This window comes from candidate division KSB1 bacterium (assembly GCA_034506395.1).
Lineage (GTDB): Bacteria > Zhuqueibacterota > Zhuqueibacteria > Thermofontimicrobiales > Thermofontimicrobiaceae > Thermofontimicrobium.
Window position 1 is genome coordinate 51,060 of the sequence record JAPDPQ010000021.1, and the last position, 22,375, is coordinate 73,434.

Annotated in this window: 19 protein-coding genes; 9 read left to right on the plus strand and 10 right to left on the minus strand. The window is 45.7% G+C overall.

The features are described 5' to 3' along the window. The first annotated feature begins 342 nt into the window (after positions 1-342). The 4 genes from ONB37_13670 (at position 343) to ONB37_13685 (ending at position 4,270) form a co-directional block, all read left to right on the plus strand. Positions 343-822, plus strand: coding sequence for a hypothetical protein (locus ONB37_13670; GenBank protein ID MDZ7401204.1), 480 nt, complete (start codon positions 343-345; stop codon positions 820-822). Between the two features lie 345 nt (positions 823-1,167). After that, positions 1,168-2,151: a flotillin-like protein FloA gene (floA, locus tag ONB37_13675; GenBank protein MDZ7401205.1), complete on the plus strand. Its 984-nt coding sequence runs from the start codon at positions 1,168-1,170 to the stop codon at positions 2,149-2,151. A gap of 593 nt (positions 2,152-2,744) precedes the next feature. Next, positions 2,745-3,191: a hypothetical protein gene (locus ONB37_13680; GenBank protein ID MDZ7401206.1), complete on the plus strand. Its 447-nt coding sequence runs from the start codon at positions 2,745-2,747 to the stop codon at positions 3,189-3,191. A gap of 125 nt (positions 3,192-3,316) precedes the next feature. Beyond that, complete coding sequence (locus ONB37_13685) at positions 3,317-4,270, plus strand: aminopeptidase (GenBank protein MDZ7401207.1); 954 nt, start codon at positions 3,317-3,319, stop codon at positions 4,268-4,270. 190 nt (positions 4,271-4,460) lie between these two features. Here ONB37_13685 and ONB37_13690 read toward each other — a convergent pair whose 3' ends face one another. The 9 genes from ONB37_13690 to ONB37_13730 form a co-directional block, all read right to left on the minus strand. Continuing rightward, on the minus strand, positions 4,461-5,903 hold the full coding sequence (locus ONB37_13690) for a DUF2851 family protein (GenBank protein MDZ7401208.1): 1,443 nt from the start codon (positions 5,901-5,903) through the stop codon (positions 4,461-4,463). Between the two features lie 148 nt (positions 5,904-6,051). Continuing rightward, the gene (locus ONB37_13695) at positions 6,052-7,257 is read right to left on the minus strand and encodes a CapA family protein (GenBank protein ID MDZ7401209.1); all 1,206 of its coding nucleotides are present in this window, start codon (positions 7,255-7,257) and stop codon (positions 6,052-6,054) included. A gap of 5 nt (positions 7,258-7,262) precedes the next feature. Further along, positions 7,263-7,628 (minus strand): hypothetical protein, encoded by a 366-nt coding sequence (locus ONB37_13700; protein ID MDZ7401210.1) that lies wholly within the window; start codon positions 7,626-7,628, stop codon positions 7,263-7,265. A gap of 231 nt (positions 7,629-7,859) precedes the next feature. Further along, complete coding sequence (locus ONB37_13705; protein MDZ7401211.1) at positions 7,860-8,687, minus strand: phosphatidate cytidylyltransferase; 828 nt, start codon at positions 8,685-8,687, stop codon at positions 7,860-7,862. A gap of 113 nt (positions 8,688-8,800) precedes the next feature. Beyond that, positions 8,801-9,151 (minus strand): septal ring lytic transglycosylase RlpA family protein, encoded by a 351-nt coding sequence (locus ONB37_13710; protein ID MDZ7401212.1) that lies wholly within the window; start codon positions 9,149-9,151, stop codon positions 8,801-8,803. Between the two features lie 411 nt (positions 9,152-9,562). Further along, positions 9,563-10,489, minus strand: a complete 927-nt coding sequence (locus tag ONB37_13715; GenBank protein MDZ7401213.1) for a dihydroorotate dehydrogenase — start codon at positions 10,487-10,489, stop codon at positions 9,563-9,565. Beyond that, positions 10,476-11,306 carry a dihydroorotate dehydrogenase electron transfer subunit gene (locus tag ONB37_13720; GenBank protein ID MDZ7401214.1) on the minus strand — a complete coding sequence of 277 codons (831 nt, stop codon included), beginning with the start codon at positions 11,304-11,306 and terminating at the stop codon, positions 10,476-10,478. Before ONB37_13720 ends, ONB37_13715 begins: the two co-directional genes overlap by 14 nt. A gap of 6 nt (positions 11,307-11,312) precedes the next feature. After that, a complete protein-coding gene (locus tag ONB37_13725) occupies positions 11,313-13,646 on the minus strand; it encodes a tetratricopeptide repeat protein (protein MDZ7401215.1) in 2,334 nt (777 codons plus the stop codon). Next, the gene (locus ONB37_13730; protein MDZ7401216.1) at positions 13,643-14,380 is read right to left on the minus strand and encodes an NAD-dependent deacylase; all 738 of its coding nucleotides are present in this window, start codon (positions 14,378-14,380) and stop codon (positions 13,643-13,645) included. Before ONB37_13730 ends, ONB37_13725 begins: the two co-directional genes overlap by 4 nt. 224 nt (positions 14,381-14,604) lie before the next feature. Between ONB37_13730 and ONB37_13735 the strand changes: the two genes are divergently transcribed. The 4 genes from ONB37_13735 (at position 14,605) to amrS (ending at position 18,395) form a co-directional block, all read left to right on the plus strand. Next, positions 14,605-15,102, plus strand: coding sequence for an SLBB domain-containing protein (locus ONB37_13735; GenBank protein MDZ7401217.1), 498 nt, complete (start codon positions 14,605-14,607; stop codon positions 15,100-15,102). A 164-nt stretch (positions 15,103-15,266) separates the two neighbouring features. Continuing rightward, positions 15,267-16,418 carry a transporter gene (locus tag ONB37_13740; protein ID MDZ7401218.1) on the plus strand — a complete coding sequence of 384 codons (1,152 nt, stop codon included), beginning with the start codon at positions 15,267-15,269 and terminating at the stop codon, positions 16,416-16,418. A 386-nt stretch (positions 16,419-16,804) separates the two neighbouring features. Continuing rightward, positions 16,805-17,371: an epoxyqueuosine reductase QueH gene (locus ONB37_13745; protein ID MDZ7401219.1), complete on the plus strand. Its 567-nt coding sequence runs from the start codon at positions 16,805-16,807 to the stop codon at positions 17,369-17,371. Between the two features lie 4 nt (positions 17,372-17,375). Beyond that, entirely contained in the window at positions 17,376-18,395 is a 1,020-nt protein-coding gene (amrS, locus tag ONB37_13750) for an AmmeMemoRadiSam system radical SAM enzyme (GenBank protein MDZ7401220.1), read from the plus strand. Between the two features lie 123 nt (positions 18,396-18,518). Here amrS and ONB37_13755 read toward each other — a convergent pair whose 3' ends face one another. Further along, complete coding sequence (locus ONB37_13755; GenBank protein ID MDZ7401221.1) at positions 18,519-20,336, minus strand: peptidylprolyl isomerase; 1,818 nt, start codon at positions 20,334-20,336, stop codon at positions 18,519-18,521. A gap of 566 nt (positions 20,337-20,902) precedes the next feature. Here ONB37_13755 and ONB37_13760 point away from each other — a divergent pair. Continuing rightward, the gene (locus ONB37_13760) at positions 20,903-22,375 is read left to right on the plus strand and encodes an aminoacyl-histidine dipeptidase (GenBank protein ID MDZ7401222.1); all 1,473 of its coding nucleotides are present in this window, start codon (positions 20,903-20,905) and stop codon (positions 22,373-22,375) included.

A 22,375-nucleotide genomic window follows, 5' to 3' on the forward strand; every position in this document is an offset into this window, starting at 1 on the left:
TGAGGGCAGCGCACGCGGGAATCGAGTCAAGAATTAGATAAATGAGCTTCCAAGGTTAATCAATTGATGGGCCGGCTGAGATACTAAAATTTTTGAATGGTTCATATGATCCGAGCGGTGCGATCCATGTTTGCATTCCAATTTTTTCCATTAAATTTTAGTAAAACTTGTTCAGATTATTAAGATTCATGAGCAAGTACAAGATCATTTCGAGCGAAGCGAGAAATCCTTTTATCAAACCGAGTAATCTGGAAATATATAGATTCCTCACACCGATTCGCTTCGTTCGGAACGATATGGCTTGTTTCATCTGACTCAATAGTATTGATTAGGCGATGGAATATGGCAGTAGAACTTCTCGTTGGTAGTTTGATCATCATTGGATTTTTGCTGATTCTGATCGAAATCTTTCTCGTGCCAGGCTTCAATATTTTTGGCGTGTTTGGATTTGTGATGGTCGTCTTGGGGATCATTTTTGCATATAGCAAACTAAGCTTGGCTGTGGCGAATCTGGTGCTGTTGGGTTCATTGATCGCTGCGGGGGTTTTGGTCCGAGTCATCGTCAAGTCGAAAAGTTGGCGTCGTATTGTTTTAGATGTGCAACAAGATAAGGCCCAAGGCTTTCATGCTTCGCCAGAAAATCTGCTCCAATTGGTCGGCAAAACTGGGATCGCCTATACGCCGCTCCGGCCTGCCGGCATTGCTTTGATCGATGAGCAGAAAATCGATGTAATGACTGAGGGGAGCTTTGTGGAACGCAACAGGCCGATCGAGGTGATCATGGTTGAGGGAAACCGGGTCCTCGTACGAGAAATCTCTTAAGATCTCGATGGAATTTATTTGATGTGTGCTTAGAGGAGCTTTTCCGAGTGGAAGGGAGATTTTCTTTTCAAAACTAATTTCCAACTCGTTTGAAACCGCAATTTGTCTAAAACCGTTCTCGTTAAAAGGGCTGCTTGCACGATTGATTCGGCGGAATCATTCAAGCGTGCTCTTTTCCAACTCGAGTCCGTTATGGTTTCTTTTTTTGCTTTAGCAAAAAGCAATTGATACCAAATAAGATGGTCCAAGATTGACGTGGTTTCATGTCGTTCAATCGAGAAATAAAAAAAGTTTCATCCCCAAAAAGTGCTTCATCATTATTGATCATCATTTGGAGGTAAGGTCATGAGTCCCACTGCATTGATTGTGTTGATTGTTATTGCAATCGTAATTTTCTTGTCGCTATTTTCATATTTTATTCCTGTCGGCCTTTGGATCACAGCGTATTTCTCGGGTGTGAAGGTTCGTATTTTGCGAGATCTAGTCGGGATGCGGCTGAGGAAGGTGAACCCGCATCTAATTATCCGGCCGTTGATCAGCGCTACTAAGGCAGGGATTCCTGTGGATATCAATAAATTGGAGGCGCATTATTTGGCTGGCGGTAATGTGGAGCGGGTGGTCAATGCGCTAATTTCGGCGGATAAAGCGAATATCAATCTTTCGTTTGAAAGGGCGACGGCTATCGATCTGGCAGGCAGAGATGTCCTGGAGGCGGTGAAGCTTAGCGTGAATCCCAAGGTGATCGAGACCCCGTTGGTGGCAGCCGTGGCGAAAGATGGAATTCAAGTGAAGGCTACCAGCCGCGTAACGGTTCGCGCCAATATCGACCGACTTGTTGGTGGCGCTGGTGAGGAAACCATTGTGGCCCGAGTTGGGGAAGGGATCGTGACGACCATCGGGTCAGCCGAGTCCCATAAGCAAGTGCTTGAAAACCCGGATTTGATCTCCAAAACCGTGCTGAAAAAAGGGCTCGATGCCGGAACCGCTTTTGAAATTCTGTCCATCGATATCGCGGATGTAGATGTGGGGGATAATATCGGAGCGAAATTGCAGACCGATCAGGCTGAAGCAGATAAGCGGATTGCACAAGCGAAAGCAGAGGAACGGCGCGCCATGGCCGTGGCTCGAGAGCAGGAGATGAAAGCGCTGACACAGGAAATGCAAGCGCGTGTGGTCGAGGCCGAAGCTGAATTACCCAAAGCGATGGCCCAGGCGTTCCGCGAGGGCAAACTCGGTATCATGGATTATCTCAATCTAAAGAACATTCAAGCTGATACCAGAATGCGCGAAACCATTGCTGGCTCGGGCTCACCCAAAAAGGCTGAATAATCATTTGTTCGACGAATCTTTTGCTGGTTCTAATGATGCCTGTATTGTTGAAAGTGAGATCATGAATAGGCGATATAGCTATTATTGAATGCCCGGAGGAGAACTATTGCATTTGCAGCAAAAATGTCATTCCGAACAAGGTGAGGAAGCTGGTGACATTCAAATTATTTCATATAAAGATTTCTCCCTGCGATCGAAACGAGAGAGAGGCGAATTTTCGTTCAAACACTATTTGAACCCAGGTGCAAATTGATTGGGAAGTGGAGCTGATTGTCTATCATAGATCAAGTTGGTCAAATGGTTTGCACGGCTTTTCGATGGTCGAGCAATGAAACCCATTCATAACCGGCGATTGTTATGCATTCCAGGTGGCATCAATAATCAGCATGATCACTTTTGAGTTGCACGAACCTGTATCGATAGTGCAATCCTACTCCCATATAGCTGTGCGACTATTAATTGATGCGGTCCAACAAACTTATTAATTGCGGGCGATGATGCCGAGGAAACGACGCGTTGGTCAACCGCTCCGCTTTAATCTGAAGGATTGATGGTCGGAAGTTATTACTCAATAGAAAGATCCAAGGTAGACTATGAACGACGTGATTACTATATTGATCATTTTAGCTGCCCTGATTTCATTTTTGAATAAAATCTTTGGTCAAAGGAAAAAAGCAGGGACGGAGCAGCGGCTCCCAAATGGCGAATCGCCACTCCCGTCCTGGTTTCCGCCATGGCTGGAGTCGGATACCGAGGAATTCCCGAAGTCAATACCTAAACGAAAGAAATCAGAACAAGCGCCATCGCAGCAGACAGAAAAGCGAAAAGCCGAGCCGCTGGTTGAACCAGTCGCACCTCTGCGGCAGCCGCAACCTTATGCTGAACCAAGTCCAGCTATGGAAGCCATCAGAAGCGAGAATCCTTTATTGCGATCTGTTAAAATGGCGCTGGAGTCGAACAATGAACTGAAACGAGCGATTTTATTTGCAGAAATACTAGGTCCGTGCCGAGCGAAGAGAAGGACCCATCGGATCATTTAGGTGATAGTGGTCGAGGCGACAAAACTGAAATTTAAAAATATTTCTGTTGATCAAAGGGAACTGATGGCACTAATAATGGCGATTGATCGAATTGCAATTTTTAGAGTCGTCGTAGCATTCAAAGTATGGCAAAAGTAGAGCGAGCGATCTATAAAATTTTCTTTGATTGCTTCAAACTTACTGCGAAAGATTCTTGTTTGATTGTGGTGGACGAGACCACTCGGGCGATGGGGCAGCTATTGTTCAACCGCTTAAAAAAGAGTCGCTGCCAGGCGGCATTGTTGGAAATTAAAACGCGAAGCTCACGGTTAGGTGAGCCATCCGCTGCGATTTTCAATATCATGAAGCAAATGTCGGCTGTCTTGGCGTTCACTGGCACGCCTATGATCCATACAAAGGCACTAAAACAATTATGCCATTTTGGTGCCCGCGTTTTGTGTCTCTATCCCGTCACAGTAGAGGGATTGGCCCGAGCTGTCAATACCGATTATGAATTTATCGACAAGAAAAGCCGAAAGCTTTCGGATCTATTTTCGATTGGCCGATGCATTCATCTGACCACCGAAGCTGGTACTGATCTGACGATCCCAATCTCGCGTCATAAGGGAGAAGCAAATACTGGAATTGTCAACTCGGCAGGGATGCTATGTAGTTTACCTTCTGGGGAAGCGAATATTACGCCCAATCGCCGGGAAACCCAGGGCGTCGTAGTGGTTGATGGTTCGATCCCCGGTATCGGTGTGTTGAAACAACCTGCTGTGATTCACATTCGAGATGGCTATGCCTATCAAATTTCCGGCGGCCCAGAGCTTGAAAAACTCCGCAAGATATTAAAATCGTTTGGCAAAACGGCCAGAAATGTGGCTGAATTTGGCATTGGGACCAATCCGAATGCCACCCTCACTGGCGATTCCATAGAGGATGAAAAAGTGCTCGGCAGCGCCCATATCGCCTTGGGCTCGCCGGATTATGAAGGGGGGATTATGAAAAAATATCTGCACATCGATTTGGTGTTCATGAAACCAACCGTTTCTATCGATAATCGGATCATCGTTGAGAACGGCAAAATTCTGGTCTAGCCTTGCCTTAGTCGATTGGCAAACTCTATTTCTCAAAACCTATCGAATCATAGCATATCTAATCTGTCCCAATTCCCATAGCTCTTGTTTTCATCTCCAGCGAATTTTCTTCTAAGCTGTTTAACCATGATGATCAATTTAGCTGATACGTGGTTGCTCTCATGATCCAGATAAATAATTGATGAGATTTTCAAAGGGTGCTGGAATTTTGACCCGACCAATGTTGCTGGCAACGTTCGCACTCATCGCGCTGACAAAACAATTTGTAGAGATGGATTAATCCTTGTTGTTGCGCCGCTGTTGTAATAATCTGATTGAGGTTTTTTGCTCCACGGAACAACCGCTGGCTCATGGTCCGAATAATGGAATTGCTAGAAAACTTTGGATAATTCCGATAGAGCTTGACAATCGATTCTGACAATGTAGAGTCCGAAGTCTCAGCGGCATAAGCGAACAAAACTGGGAGCACGATATTGATCACAATGTCTCGCGCGCGCTCTTTTCCGATGAGCGTGGAAAATTTTTCATCGCTTACCGAAGCATCTGTATCAATCACCCGATAATGATTGGCCCAATATCCTTCGGTGCGACAGATGAACAGCGCCTCTAATTGTTGGATGCGGTGCAGATCGGATTTAGCGCGAGCTTTCAAAATCCTTAGAATGGTCTCTAAAATGCCTTCTGGGGCGAATTTTTGGAGAATCATACTTGCGCCCGCCAACCGGCGCGTTGGAAAATTAGATGGTCGCATTCGAAAGAATTGCCATTCCTCTTGGCGCATTGGTTGGAAGCCCAAGCGAGTAGAGATTTCAGCCCAAACTTCTTCTAATTGTGTCACGTATGCTTTCGCGTCCTGATCCTTAATCTTTCGCCAATCGAAATATCGATCCTGACTGGGGAGGAGCCCCGCTGCTCCCAAGAGCAGCCCCAAGGCGCGCGATGCTGTATTCTGATGACGCGCAAGCTCTAATTCTCGCTTGATGGCTTCATAGGGAATCATTTGCGCCAAGCGACGAAACGGGATCTGATTCTTTGAATAACCCAATGCCTCCATGAAACCAAGATACAATATTTGATTCCAAGAGCTGGTTTCTCGTTGTTCGGCAAAGCGATCGGCTTTGTCGCGCAATCGTTTTAACGCGAAATGGTCGATCACACCCATTTTAAAATCGTCGGATTTTTCGTTCAGTTGACAGCGGGATGACTGCTTGGGGATGGACTGATAGAGATGGTACTGTTCCGCTAATTGTCGAACTTGATCCTCGCTAAGGTCCACAAACACCTGAACTGGTACTGGATGACGATCCAAACGGACTGCTGCATCTTTAAATTTGAGAGGACCAATGACCAAATGCATGATGACCTGGTTATAGGCTGGATCTGCGTGGTGACTGTGCTGATACCAATCTTCTGCTGCACGATGGATCTCAAGGTCCCCCTGATAAAGTCGATCCCCTAATTTCACACTAATGCCCTTGAAATCTGGGCCAGCATCGGTATTTTTCGTCCCTGTGGAAATGATAGTGACGGGTCGATCATGAATGTCTCTCAGCGGAATCGTGGAGAAATAATTTTGTTCCCATAAATGAGCAATGAGATGCTCGGCGATGGGGCTGCGGTCATCAACCTGCATAATGGCTTTCCTTGATAAACAAGAGAAGTCGATTATTCAAACGACGCGGTGCATTGCATCGATAGGCCCGATTGATGGTGGGCTGCCCATTTAAGGTCCGAGATGTCTAAAAGGACATGTTATCAACTGAAAAAGGATCAGGGTGTTGTTATTCATTCTGAAGTGCGCCGGGCTGAGGGGCGATCAATTGTTGAACCATCAAACTATCGCCCCGCGACAACTCTCTCCCCCAAATATATCCGCGATCATCAATGATGTTAATTGAATTGAGTGGCTGAGAGAATTCTTTTAAATGGTCAAGGATAAGATTGGCGCGACGGCCCCGGAGCACTTTTGGCTGAAATGCAACCTCATAATTATCGACGCTGACTGGGATAATTTTGGCAAATAGCAGGCCCTTTTTGGTGAGATGAACTTTCAGGATCATGCTTTCGGTCGAACGCCGACTATAGGACGAAAAACTGAAATTGCCCAAAGAGTAGGCGATCAACCGATTTTTATAAATCTCCAGTCCCTGTAATACGTGGGGATGATGTCCAATCACCAAGTCGGCCCCACAATCGATGGCTAAATGGGCGAAGTGTTTTTGATAATCCTTGGGATAATTGCTCCCCTCAGCTCCCCAATGGAAGGTCACCACGATCAGATCGGCCAGTGAATTGGCATGAGCGATATTGGCAGGCAAATTTCTGGGATAATTGGTGCCGCCGCTGGTTGGAGTGGCCCAAAATTCTTCTGGGAAGGTCAGCGAATACCCCAGAAATGCCACGCGATAACCATTACGTTCGATGATAGTTGGCCGTTGCGCCTGCTCCAGGCTGAGCCCAGCGCCGCAATAGGCCAAACCGATCGAGTCGAGCACTTGTAAGGTGCTCTTCAAGCCTTCCATCCCATAATCAAGAATGTGATTGTTGGCCAATGTGACGACATCGAACCCGGCATGGATCAGGCTCGGTGCGAATTTGGGTGGCACTTTGAAATTGAAGGTCTTCTCGAATTTCGTGCCAGTCTCGGTGAACGGTGCTTCTAAGTTGCCAAAAGCAATATCTGCTGCCAAGAGAACCGATCGGGTGCTATCGAACGGATAATCCAGGCCGTGTATATGAATGTACTGACTGGTGTAATTGGCCAGCATGATGTCGCCCACTGCCGCGATTGAGACAGCCGATGAAAAGTTTCGGACCTCTAAAGGCATCCGTCGCGAGGCTGTCGTATCGGATAACAATGCGAGCGGACCTTTTTCATCATGATTCGATCGGTGATTTAATTGCTTTTGCCGAGTGCAGCCGATTATTGAACATCCGATCAAGAACAACAAGACTATGAAGGCTTTGTTCTGTATGTGGGATCGCAAAGAAGTTATCCTTTATATTCGCTTTCATCTATTGTAACATCGACTTCTTCAGGTTTTTTCCCAGATGCTTTGGCATATTCTTCTCTGACGCGCTCCAGTTCTTCCTTTTTCTCCTGCAATTGCTTATTCAAAGATTTGACATCTTCAATGAGTTTCTGCACTTCCTCATTAGCCGCCACTTTCGGGTTGTTTTGCTCAACGATCAATTGGTAAGTTTTCGCACCCAATTCGTTGAACTTTTTGTCAATATCCCGTTTGATGCCAATGATATCGACCTTGATTTTGCCGATTTTGGTGTATTCATCCGTCTTTCGGGCGATGGTTGTGATCCCCCTTTTCAAAACGTTGCTCAGGTCATCTATAAATCCCATAGAAAACTCCTGTTATTAAAGTTGATGGTTCAATTTTGACGGGTTAAATTTAAAGATTAATTCATAAAATGTCAAGCTAAAAAATCTATCCCTTTTTCGACGAACAAGCAGGGGTTTCAGATCAGTAACCCCGTCGCTTTGAAATCGATTATAAAATCGATGCCGTTTCAAATTTGATCCGTCGATCGTTATCGGACTTTTTGTCCATCAAAATGAACGCAGACGAGGCTCTTAAAACACGACGAAACGAAGGTAAAGATAAATCAGCGGAGCCATGAACAAAGGGGCATCAAAGCGATCCAGAAAACCGCCGTGACCTGGTAGAATCCCGGACGTGTCTTTCACTCCAGCATCTCGTTTGAAAACCGATTCGACCAAGTCGCCGATTTGGCTCATAACACCGACCAGGAGGCCAATAACCAGGCTATGAATCAGATGGAACTCTTTAATGAGAAGCTGATGGCAGACATAAGCGGTTATGATCGCGAAGATGAATCCGGCCACAGCGCCTTCGATGGTCTTGTGCGGACTGATACGCTGGTAAAGCTTATGTCGCCCCCAGGCCGATCCAATGAAGTAAGCGGCGGTATCGCAGATCCAAATGGTAATTAGCATCAATAGGATCCATCGACCACCAGCGGCATATTCAACTCCCAATGAACGCGGCAACTCTCGGATCAGAATATTGAATCCAAAAAATATGCTGGGATAGAAAAATCCCCAGGTTGTTGCAGCGATATTATAGGTCGCTGAACCATGATTGCGAAACAATTCAATAAGCAAGGTGACATAGAACAGTCCCGCGATGATGAGCCAGAGCGTGTCGATCCCAAAATAGAAGAAAGAAAGAGTGATTAGCACCGTTCCGATCGATCCTAACCACTTGAGAGGATGCATCTGTTTTCGCTCTGTCAATTGGTAAAATTCGTATTGTGCAAGAAGATTAATGAGCAGTACCAGTCCTACAAATGGTAAACCGCCCAAGAGAGTTAAGGTAACGATGATCGGGATGCCAAAAATGGCCACTAGAACCCGATAGCCTAATTTTTTGAACGACAAATGATAACTCCCTTTAAAAGTTCATGAATGAATGGGTGGTGTTGGAGCAAAACATTTATTTAGTCAGCCTCTAAAATTGATACACATGGCTATGGAGCTCGTTCGAATTTGAACTATTTGTTCTGTTCAGGGAGAGATAGGACTTCGATTGCCACCTGGACGATGCCGGCAGAGATCATGTCCAGTTTTTGAGCTGCGGCGTAGGATAAATCGATGATGCGTGATTTCTCCTTTGGTCCTCGGTCGTTAATTCGAACGACAACTGACTCGTTATTGAACAAGTTGGTCACCCGCACGATGGTACCAAACGGCAACGAAGGATGGGCGGCTGTTAATTGATATGGGTCATAACGCTCACCACTGGCGGTTTTGTTGCCCTTCATGCTCATGGAATAATAAGAAGCATACCCAGTTTCAAATTTCTTTTGATGGAGTTGGAGCGGCTTCCCAGGGCGTTCGGACATCTGATCTTCAAAATCGAGCAAGATAATACCATCCATCGCATCGAAATTTCGGACCTGCTCCTGCGCTTTCACTTTTTGCTTCCGAGATTTTTCTTGTACCTCAACCGAGGCTGCTTTTGCCTCCTTCGCCTGCCGTTGCTCCTCCCGCTCATCAATAAAAACGATTCCATCGATCTCTTGAGGTTGTTGACGATATGGCATCAATCTGGAGCAGCTCAAAAAAGACAAAACAACTATTAATCCGAGCAATTGTTTCATCGATTGCACCTCATTATCGCATTTCTGACAACGTGGCAACTATCGGATGAAGAAAGGCCTTCTGCATATACCGAAGTGACGAATTTATCTTCATGGTTAGTCATTTCGCTGATTGAAAACTTAGCTTCCATTTCAAATGGAAACTGCGAACCATCAGCATTGTTGCAATTGGATGCTGCCAATGAGCTCGTTCATTTTGTGGATCTGATGCTGTTCGACGTACTTTTCCAACTCAGTAACCAATCGCGCTCCGATATCGGGATCGACGAAGTTGGCGGTTCCAATTTGTACTGCCGTTGCGCCAGTGATCAGAAATTCCAGTACATCATGCAGATGCATGATTCCCCCGATGCCGATCACAGGGATCTTTACGGCGCGCACCACTTCAAATACCTTGGCAATAGCAATTGGTTTGATCGCCGGGCCGGAGAGCCCACCCGTAATCGTCGCTAATTTGGGTCGGCGCGTTTGGATGTCCACGGCCATTCCGACTAGGGTATTGATTACGGATAAGGCGTCGGCCCCAGCAGATTCGGCTGAGATGGCAATTTCGCTGATCGATGTCACATTAGGGCTCAACTTGACGATCAGGCAGCGATCGGTCTCTTGCCGTGCCAATCGGGTGACGGAGGCTGTGATGTGTGGATCGGCGCTAAAGGCCATTCCTCCCTCTTTGACATTGGGACAAGAGACATTTAATTCATAACCATTCACCCCACCAGCAGCCTCGATCTCCGCCACCACGCGGGCAAAATCCTCCACAGTTTTGCCTGCTACATTGACGATCACAGCGCAGGTCAGTTGTTTTAAAAATGGGAGCTTGTCAGAAATAAATTTTTTGACGCCCACATTGGCCAGGCCAATGGAATTGAGCATGCCACCGCAGGTTTCTGCAATTCGGGGCCCTGGGTTTCCTGGTCGCGGAGTTAATGAAACAGCCTTGGTAACTAAGCCGCCCAATCGATTTAAATCATAAAATGAGGCATATTCCTCGCCATATCCGAAAGTGCCAGAGGCGGTCAAAATCGGGTTGCGCAGCGTCAACGGGCCTAATTTTACAGAAAGATCACTCACTAAAATCGATCTCGTTTATATTAAAGACTGGACCATCTTTGCAAACATATTTATAAGGATTCAACGGGTCATTGGAGTCGACCACGCATCCCAAGCACGCTCCAAAGCCGCAGGCCATCATGGTTTCCAATGATACTTGGCATGTCCAGCCAAGCCGGGCCGCCAAAGGTTGCAGCTGTCTGAACATGGGATTCGGTCCGCAGGCGTAGATCACCGGGGCAGGGGATTGAATTTGATGTCGCTGCTGAGAAAACAAATCGATCACTGTGCCTTTGAAACCTCGGGAACCGTCATCAGTAGCGAGGAGGTAAGGGATCTCGAGCTCAGCAAAATCTTCTAGGCAGCAAATGTTCGAATGGGATTTATTCCCATAAAACAACTTGGTTGATATGTTTCGCTGGTGAAGCATTTGAGCAAGAAATAACAGCGGCGCAATGCCTAATCCCCCAGCTAGAAGAATTGCCTCGCTGCATCCTCTTGGGATCGAAAATCGGTTGCCCAGAGGACCTAGAATCGAAATTGAATCGCCGACCTCATATTGCGCCAAGCGAGCCGTTCCTTGACCAATCACTTGTACCAGAATCTCAAACCAAAGTCCCTTGGGGTCTACGCGGTGCACGCTGAATGGACGCCGCAACAAAGGGATATACTGCTCCGAAACTTTAATATTGACAAACTGGCCGGGCTGAAACAAGGGCGATAGCAATTCGCTTTCAAAACGCAAGCGCACAATGTGCGGCGCAAGCCAGGTTTTGTTGACGATCGGACAATTGAGCGATTGAGGAGATGTGTGAGCAGGGGCATCGATGCGCTTATCAAACATAGTTCCCTACCATCGTCGCGGTGATTTTCTTCGGGGATCGTTCTTTTCCATCTCCTGACGTAACAGCCTGCGATACTGTTCGCGATCACTGAGGGCACTGTCTGCCAACTGTGTGGAATCACTGGTCGCCTTTTTCGCTAAAGCGCTCGCATCCACCACGGACTCGTCTTTTTTAATCTGGCTTGAAGATGTCCGCGATTTGATTACCTCGTCCACTTTAGGCTTCACCCGTTTAGCATATGGAGAAGTCGGATAATCGCTCACCAAATGCTGATAAATTTCAAACGCCTTATCGAAATGCTGTATGTCATGTTCATAAATATAACCCATGGCCATCAATGCCTTGGGTGCGTATTCCGAACCTGGCGCCTGCTCATAGATCGATTGGAATGTATCCAGTGCTTCCTGATATTGGCGTCGATCCAAATAAGCTTGTTCAGCCAACGCATATTTAGTTGCCAGGGCAGCGTTCGGATCCACTATCGAAATTGTCTTGATTTTCTTTCGCGCTTTTTGAGCTAAAGGATCATCGGGATATTGGGCAATCAGCCGTTGATAGACGGAATCGGCCAACAAGGTATCCTGTTTGAACTTTTCGCAGATATAACCAATCGAAAACAGAGTCCTGGGGATCACCTGACGCGATGTGTCCATTTCCAGAATATCGATATATTCTTTCAAGGCGGAATCAGGTTGGGAGAATTCAAACAAATAGAGCTCTGCAAGCGCCAATTTGGCTTTCACTAATTCCTGAAATGCGGTCCCTTGTTGTTCAGTTTTGCCAGTCGCCCCTTTTGATTGATAAAATTGCTCGTAGAGCAATTTATTTTTAGTGTACTGAGCGTAATATCGATCATACATTGGGTACAGCGAATCGGCGACATAACTTTGGAGATAATTCAAAGGAATGCGTAAAGATTGAGCAACTAAACTATCTAACAAGGTGGGTTCTACCACTGGTTTTCGCTTTGGGTTTAATGGATCCGTGGTAATAATTTTCTCACCAAATCGATCATAATGCTTGCCATAATATTTTTCATAAATCGGAATTAATTTATGTTGGGCGACTGTAAGCGAGTCCAGCGGGATAAACAGGGCGGTAGCAACAAGCGTATCTAATTTGGTATGGGATAGCTTCGGAAGTTCTTCGCTGTTCAGATCATATTTATCCAGTATAGCAGCGATCGAATCTCCTCGGGCCATGCTTTTCTGCTGGGCTAAGATAGTGGCGCGCAAACTTAGCATCTGCTGAATGTTCTTACTGATGGTCCTTGCCTCTGGGATGATCTCGGCGCTGGCATTTTCGAGAATGGCTTTGTCGAAAAATTCTTTGGCTTGTTCATAATTGCCGTCTCGGTCCTGGTAAATTTTCCCCAAAAAATAATATGCAGTGGCCGCCTCTTCGGTTTTCGGATGACGCGAGATGATGTCCAGATACCATTCAATCGCGTGATCGAATTCCCCTTTCAGACGATAACAATGACCGATCTCCAGGCGGCAAACTGGCCAGTTCTCTTCATTCACCACATCCCCGAGCAAGTTATTGAAGATCTTTATGGCATCATCAAAGCTTTTCATTTCTTTCAGCGCCAAGCCGGCTCGAAACATGGCGTTGAACTCAAATTTGGAATCGGGGCTATATTTTCTGGCTTGTTTGTAGCTTTCAACCGCACTGGCGAAGTTTTTGAGCAAAAAGTGGCACTCACCCATTTCGTAATAGGCTTTGGCGCGCAACGTTTTGTCCCTGGTTCGCCGGGCTGCAGTCTGATACTCTGAAATAGCAGTGACATAATCTTTCTTGTGCTTAAACAGCCCGCCCAATAAGAACTGAGCTTCGTCCCGAATCTCGTCGGTTGCTTTGCTGTTCAAGATATCATGAAAGTTCTTCTCAGCAGCATCGTACTCTTGCAGCTCAATATTCGTTTTCCCATACCATAATTTGCTCGCCGCGAAAAATTCACTATTAGGAAAATTCTGAATGAGCTCCAGAAATTTGCGCTGGGCTTTATTATACTCCTCCTTGCGATAGAAACATTGTCCCAACAAGAACAGCGCATCATCAACATATTTGCTGTTGGGATAGAACTCCAACACCTTGGATGCCTTTTCTATCGATTTGTCGTAATTTTGCAGCTCGAGCGAACTGGGTTTGTTCGGATTGGCGGATCGTTGCTGGCTTGACCCTCGCCTTTTCGTCATATCTTCCAATCGCTTGAGGCGTTGCTTTTCAGCGTCATTATAATATTTCTTAGCGTTGAAGAAAGTGTTGTAATAAGCACAACTGGAAACAAAGCTCAACAGCAACGCTAAGACCACAAGTTTTAACCCGCTTAGTTTCATGATTCGCCCATAGAGAGCCGTTCGATCAATTGGGGCAAAATTTCACCAGATTTCCCCATGATGGCTTCGTCAACCAAATTGGTGATGGCAGTGGGATTGGTGTTAATCTCTACCACATAAGCGCCAGCGTGTTTTGCCTCAATCGGCAAGGAAGCGGCGGGTTGGACCACCGCTGATGTTCCGATGGTCAGAAAAACATCCGCAGATTCCGCCGCAGCAAATGAATCCAATAGCACCTGATGCGGTAGCGCTTCCCCAAACCAAACCACATCGGGCCGAATAAGCCCCCCGCAATCGCATCGGGGAAGCTCAGCCCCATTGAAATGAGGAATAGTATCCCAACGTTTATTACAGTCAACGCAGCGATTTCTCATTATGTTCCCATGTAGCTCATAGATTCTTTTGCTGCCAGCTCGTTGGTGTAAGTTGTCGACATTTTGAGTGATCAAATGGAAATCATCGTACATGGACTCCAATTTGACCAGCGCATAATGTCCTGGATTCGGGTTGACTTGACTGATCAAGGTTTTCCGATAATTATACCATTCCCAAACCAATTTCGGGTTGCGAATAAAGGCGTCAAAATTGGCCAGTTCCTCGGGCCGAAATTGTTTCCATAATCCCTCATCGCCCCGAAAGGTCGGAACTCCACTTTCGGCTGAGATACCAGCTCCGGTCAGGACGACCACAGTGTGAGCAGATTTTAATTTGCCAATAAATGTGTCTGAAAACATTGAACGCTCCCTTAAATTTTTATCTTAAAATAGCATTTTTAATCCAAATTAGCAAGCAAATTGTTTGATGACTGTTTTGTGGATCGGCTGACAAGCTATCGTGTCAGAAAAATAAATAAATTATTTTAACTTGATAATTGAGATTTTTTTTGCTATTATTCGCTCGATAAATTAAAAAATGATAGAGTGACGACTTATTTGGGTGATTGAATCTTGGAGGTAATATGACATTTAAGCGTGGGTGGATATGGTGGGCGTTATTATTGGTCATTATTCAGACTCTCGTGAGCGAAAGAATCAGCTTTGCCCAAGATTCGAAATTTCCGCGCGGTGCACAATATTTCTTAGGAACAGATGATCAGCTTTTGATCAAAGTGAATATTTGGGGATTTGTGGCTAAACCAGGGCAATACTTGGTCCCCAGCGATACCGATGTGATCTCACTGATCGCTTTTGCTGGCGGTCCTCGGGATGGAGCGAAACTCAGTCGCGTCCGTCTCATTCGCTCCAAAGGAACCGATTCCACCAAGGTGGTCATCGATGTCAACATTAAAAAGTTCGTCGACAAAGGTGATCAATCTCGTATTCCAATTTTGCAACCTAATGATACGATTATTGTCTCTGGTTCGACGTGGTATCATGTGGGAAATTTCTTGGGATTTGTCACGAAAGTGGCCACGCTTGTCCAAATCTACTGGTGGATCGTCTACTATAGCCGTTAGTTTCATGCCAGTTGATTGCAAGTTTGTCATTTTGCAATTAAGTTGTTGTAACATGAAAAATATCTATTGACAATATACAAAAAAAACGATAATTTGTAGCCGTCAAACCGAACAGAATGGGAATTGCATCACATGGTTATGACAACAATTTGGAGGTTTGAACTATGAAAGCAAGGAACGCTGTGAGCGCGGGGGTATTGTTGTTGCTATTGACCAGCAGTTTGCCGCTGGCCCATGCCATCGGAATCAATGGGGGCAATGGCCTCACCTATGTAAAATCCGCCTGGAACCTCAAGCCCGGCTATTTGACGCTGTACGGCCGCACCCGTTTTTTTGGGAAAGTTTCGACGCAAAACCAACCAACCGCTGTGACCTATTGGGACGTGCAAGGCGCTTTGAGTTTTAACTATGGCATTACCGATCATGTGGAGCTGGCAATTGCGCCAGTAATGTATCAAGACACCCATCGAGGCCAAACTGGATACAATATTCCAGATGATCTATTTCTTGGGCTGAAGTTGGGGTCATACAATTTAAAAGGCACATCGCTCACCTGGGCGGTCAGTTTCGATACCCGTTTCCCAACTGCAAAATACCATAATGTTCCATTCGAACCTTACTCGGCTGGTACCATCGAGTGGGGCTTTACAACCATGTTGACCTACGCCCGCGATCCCCTTTACCCAGACGACAATTTGAATATCCACGCCAATTTCGGATATGTCAATCATAATGACGTAGGGAAAAAATTGCTCCCGAGGTACAATATCAGTGTCACCAATATGAGTCAACAATTTATATACGGCTTTGGAATGAAAATCCCCAGTTCAGAATTCGATTTTTCAATTGAACTTTACGGAAACAAGTTTTTGCAGCGTCCCCCGCTAACCGCTTACAGTTTGGAAGACTATATTTACCTCTCCCCTGGGATTAGCTATCACGCCTATCGTTGGATGACGCTGAGCTTTTCGACCGATCTACGATTGTCGGAGGATGTCAACCAATCTTTGGTGGCTCCACCAGCGCCCGATCTGCCTAATTATCCCGGCTGGCGGATCAATCTGGGATTAAGCCTTACATTATTGCCGACATCAGTGTACCGGCTGAGCGATAAAGATATCCTCATTCGCAAAGCGGAAAGTCGCCGCGAGTTGTTCGAACAAATTATTAAGGAACAGCGCGAGACCGAATCAGCAGAAGAAGAACTGGAACGCATTAAGGAAGAACGTCGCAAAGCAGAGCGTGAGCTGGAGCGCCTCCGAAGAATCCTTGAGGGGGATCTGAAAAAGAAAAAGGAAGATTCAAATAATAAATGAGCAGCGCCTCAAAAGTTCAAACCCAAATTGATCAATAAAACTCATCAACTCCTCTGGGAATTGCTTCCAGGGGAGTTTTTTTTTAATGTAGAACACATCCATAGCAATTTGGTTTCTAAGGAAAATGAACTTGACTTTTTGCAATTGTTCTTTTATATTGAGACGATCGAGGCAGTGCAGAACAACGGTCAGATATTAACTTTCAATCGCATCGGGCTCGATGGTCTGTTTTGCAAGGAAAACGATTTTGCTTGTAAAGCAATTGACCCCTAGCTCCTAATCCAGAGCATCAGTTGTTTGCGCTCCAAAAGCAGATAATTCGCATTTACTAGAGTGCTCTGAGATCGAAATTCTTCCGATCGTACCTGAAAATATTTTGCGTCGTGATGATGGAAAAACCCAAATTGCTGCTACATACCTGCTGCGCGCCGTGCGTCACGGTACCCAGGATGCGGTTACAGGATGAATATGACATCTATTGTTTCTTTTATAACCCGAACATTCATCCCGAGCAAGAGTATCTTCGTCGATTGGCTGAGCTAAAGCGAATTGCGCGGCAGCTTTCAATTGTGGTGATCGAACAGCCTTACGATGTGGACCGCTGGATGAACCTAATCCGAGGCTTGGAATCTGCACCAGAGCGGGGGCAACGGTGCCAGATTTGCTATCGAATGCGGCTCGAGGCTACAGCTCAATTTGCCAAGCAGGAAGGCATTGAATATTTTACTACGACTCTAACCATCAGTCCCCACAAAGATGCCACAATGATCAATCGTTTGGGGGAAGAACTGGCAGGTCGATATGGGGTCCATTTTCTATCAGAAAATTTCAAAAAAAAGGATGGCTATAAGCAGAGCCTTGAATTGAGCGCTCAATTCCAACTTTACCGCCAGGACTATTGTGGCTGCATTTTTAGCCAGCGCAGCCACCAGAGAATAATAACGATGAGGTGATCGAATGAAAGAGGCCATGTTCTATCAAATCGAGGCGGATCAGCGTGTCGTTTGTCAGCTTTGTCCTCACGATTGTCGTCTAAAGCCCGGGCAGGTGGGGATCTGTGGTGTTCGCCAGAATATCGACGGCAAATTATTCTCCCTGGTCTATGGCAAAGCGATTGCTCTCCATATCGATCCCATCGAGAAAAAGCCACTATTCCACGTGTTGCCAGGCTCCCAATCGTTCTCAATTGCTACTGTCGGCTGCAACTTTCATTGCAAATTCTGCCAGAATTATGACATTTCTCAAGTGCGAGACGTTGGTGATATCGACCGGTTCAGTCGAGAGATTTCTCCGGAAGAGTTGGTGAAGCTGGCGAAACATAACCGATGCCAATCGATCGCTTATACCTATACTGAACCGACAATCTATTTTGAATATGCATATGATACTGCACAGCTTGCGCATCAGCAGGGGCTACTCAATGTGTTTGTCACTAATGGTTATATCAATCCAGAACCGCTGCAAAAAATTCACGATGTGCTTGATGCAGCTAATGTCGATCTCAAAAGTTTTAACGATCAATTTTATCGAAAAATGACTGGTGGCAAATTGCAACCAGTATTAGAGACATTGAAGTTGATGAAAAAGCTCGATATTTATGTGGAGATCACCACTTTGTTGATTCCTGGGGAGAATGATTCTGACGAGGAACTCACCGCAATAGCTGAATTCATTAAAAATGATTTAGGGGTGGACACGCCATGGCACATCAGTCGTTTTTATCCCCACTATCGTTTGACCGATCATAGCCCCACGCCGGTTGCATCGCTGAACCGAGCGCGCGATATTGGGCTGGCTCAGGGCTTGCGCTATGTTTATTTGGGAAATGTCCCTGGCAGCGATGCAGAAAATACCTATTGCTACAATTGCGGGAAGCTGCTTATCGAAAGATATGGATTTCAGATTATTCAGAATCATATCAAGGCAGGGAATTGTCGTTTTTGTGGGACGAAAATTGATGGATTGTTCGGCTCGTGATGCTTCGGCAACTCATTGGCCGAAGCATCACTGAAGCATTTGCCATTTTAAAATACGTTAGCTAAATTTGGCAGAATTGATTGGCATAGTGATTTGCCAATATTTCATGGCAGGATTGCGATTCTAAAGGAATAGATATCTATAATCCCGAATTTTTGCCTCCTTCTTCAAATTTTCGTACCAATCTTCCAATGCAGCTCGCTGCTTTCTCTGTAACAATTCGTTTTTGATGTTTTCTTTCTGCGCGGCAAAAGCGCTGGCATCGAAATCGGTCTTTTCAATCATTTTGATCACCCAAACGCCGCGATTGCCTCGGACCACAGGAGAGACCTCATCAACTTCTAATCCAAATGCTGCCCCTTTGAAATTGGGATCCTGCGGTACGTTGCGGCCGTAACCTTCGAGGGTGAAAAAATCAGTTTCGAGAATTTGCAAAGAACTCGCCTCGGCCTGAGTCTCAAAATCCATGGGTTGCTGAATCTTTGCGCGAAATTGCTGGGCGGCTTGCTCCGCGCGTTGTTTCTGCTTCTCTCGGATCACCGCATTCTTTACGATCTGCTCCACCTCATTGAACGGCTTCATGCGCGCTTTTTTGATTTCCAGCAATTGATAAACGATATAGCCGCGATTTTCAATATAGTGTCGTCGGCTGACCTTGCCGATCTTGGCGTGAAAAATGTCTTCTGCCAATATTTTCTGGAGGCCTAACCCAGGAATCACCCCGCGCTTATCGAAGAAATTAGTTGTGTCGACATTCATTTTAACGGCCGCTGCAGCAGCGACAAATCCCTCTTTTTTGGCATTTTCAATGAAATTATTTGCATCATCGGCTGCGAGCTCTGAAGTGCTGCGCGACGGATTAATCCGCAGCAGGATGTGTCGAGCACGAACCTTTTCTTTGCCGTCTTCAACCTTTCGATCCTCAACTTTGATGATATGGATTCCATGTTGAGAGATGATCGGACCGACGACTTCACCAATTGCGGCCGAGAATGCGGCATCCTCGAAAGGCTTTACCATCACGCCGCGTTCAAAATAATCCAGGTCGCCCCCCTTTTGAGCAGATCCCGGATCATCGGAATAGGTTTGTGCCAAATAGGCAAAATCAATTCCCTGTCGAATACTATCCAGCAGCGCCTCCGCGTTGAACAGTGCGTCACTGGTATCATTGGCCGACGGGATCAACGGAAAAAGAACGTATTGAATTTTTCGGGTTTCCTCTTCTTTGAAGTTCTCTTTGTGTTCATCGTAGTATTTCTTCAGTTCATCCTGCTTGATTTCGTTATCGGCGATCTTAAATTCCGCTGGATTGAAACTGACATATTTCACTTTAATCGTCTGATTGCGCCTTGCAAATTCCGTCCGTGCCTCTTCATCTGTCACAAAAACTGAAGTGAGAATCTGCTGATTAATTTTATTAAATGGAATTGACCGTTTCAGATCCTCTTCAAGTTGGCTGAACAACGGCAAATACCGACCATCCTTCATCACTTCTTTATATGTCTTCAGATCGAAATTGCCTTTCTCATCTCGAAAATATGGAGATGACGCCAAGTAGACGCTGGGATCATCAAACATGTAATAATGCACTTCTTTGCTGGTGACGCCGATCTTGGCTTTCTCTGCAAACTGTTGCACCAAAATTTCCCGAACGTAAGATTCGAACAGCTCATCTTCGAGACGTTGCAATTCAAATCCCTCTGGCTCTTTTTTGTTTTGTTGGCGATAATATTCGAAATATTGCTGCCGTCGTTCATTATATTGCTCAATAGAAACATTCTGGCCGTTGACCGTAAGTACGGTGTCGGGGCGCCGCGTGAATAAATGGGTGATGTCAGCACCACCTACCAATCCGCCAATGGTCATACTGAGCAAAAACATGATCAGCAAAAAGAACAGAATGATATGCGTGTTCTCCCGCATCTTATGCATGATCGCCATAATTGATACTCCTTAACGGTTTACATTTCATCTTTCATTTCAAGAAGTCCATGCTCATCATATGTGACCTCGATCAGTCAACTTCACAGAAATGAGCATCATAAAAAAACCGCTTAATATAGCTAATCATTCCAAAAAATGCAAGCTATTTTTCTTGGTCAACGGTCAACTCCATCATTTCTCTTCACTGAAATATGGCTGGTACGGTTGAGAATTATTGATTCAAAGGAGTTGTGATGACTCAGACTATTGAAAATAAACCAATGAAAGGTTAACAGGCAAAATCTTCAGTTGTTGCGATGAACTTTTTCGGAAACAAGGTTCTGGTTGATACCGTTAAGCAATTGGTTTTTAGATTGAAGAATGCCGCCTGAAGATACCTTTTTCAATGTAGATTTGATTCTGATTTGTCATCTTGATTTTCAGTCGCTTGGCCTTGGGCAGATAGGTCTGCCGAGCACCGCAAGCTTTTTGCTTGACTATTAGGGCTGAAATCGTTATATTAAGCCGCCTTCAGATTCAGAAATAAAAAGTGCAAAAAGCGGAAGATCATTGAGGAGGATGCGATGAAATTTGAACATGCAAAAACGAATGAGATTCTAAAATGGTTTGAGCAGATCACGAAAATACCACGCTGCTCGAAAAAAGAGGATCAGATTCGATCTTGGCTGCTCCAATGGGCCAAGGAACACCAGTTCGCCACCAAAACAGATGCGGTGGGCAATCTGGTCATCAAAGTCCCAGCTTCGCCAGGATATGAGCAAGCGCCGCTCACAGTGCTACAGGGACATATGGACATGGTTTGTGAAAAGACGCCGGACTCAGATCATGATTTTTCAAAAGACCCGATAAAGTTGATTTATGATGGGGATTGGCTTAGGGCAGATAAAACCACGCTTGGTGCTGACAATGGGATTGCCATCGCCATGGCAATGACCGTAGCGGTCTCAAAAGACGTCCCGCATCCTCCATTGGAATTGTTATTTACCGTCGATGAGGAGACCGGGCTCACTGGAGCCAATGCGTTGCAGCCAGGATTTATTGAGGGCAAGATATTGATCAACTTGGATTCCGAGGATGAGGGCGTGTTTACCGTTGGATGCGCGGGTGGAATGAATACCACTTCCACCGTGCCGATCAATTTTGAATCCATACCGACCGGCTATCAGGCATATAAACTTACTGGTAGCGGCATGAAAGGGGGACATTCCGGAGTTAACATCAAAGAAGAGCGGGCGAATGCCATTAAAGTGGTTGCTCGAGTGCTTGATGCGCTCAAGAAAGTTACTGACATGCGAGTGGCTCACATTCAGGGGGGCCGGGCCCATAATGCTATTCCTCGAGATTGCGAGGCGGTGGTTTTCTTTCCCAAAAATGATTGGGATAAAGTCCAAAAGGAAGTAACCCAGCAAGAGCAAATTCTTAAGAGTGAATTTAAAAACACCGATCCTGACCTGAAAATTACCATTGAGCCAAATGGTGCTGGAAAATTCAACCAAGTTTTTACTGCAAAAGATACGCGAAAACTGATCGATTTTCTTTTAGTCATGCCGCACGGTGTGGCAGCAATGTCCACCGATATCCCAGGGCTGGTAGAAACCTCCAATAATCTTGCGAATATCACAGTGGAGAACGGCGCGGTGAAAGTTTTGACCAGCCAGCGTAGCTCCATCGTATCGCGGCTGCACGCCCATACCAATCGCATTGAGGCGGTGACCCGTCTGGCCGGCGGCGAGGCTCGCAGCGGCGATGGCTATCCACCCTGGCCGCCCAGGATGGATTCCCCGCTATTGGATCGATGCAGAAAACTCTATCGCCGGATGTTCGGCAAAGATCCAGTGGTCGAAGTGATCCATGCTGGATTGGAATGCGGTATCATTGGAGATAAAAATCCAGGAATGGACATGATTTCAATTGGCCCAGATCTCAAAAACCCGCATTCACCAGATGAGAAGATCAGCATTCCAGCGATCGGAAAGGTATGGGACTTTCTGGTGGAGTTGCTGAAGGAATTAAAAGATGCTAAACCATTAGCCTAA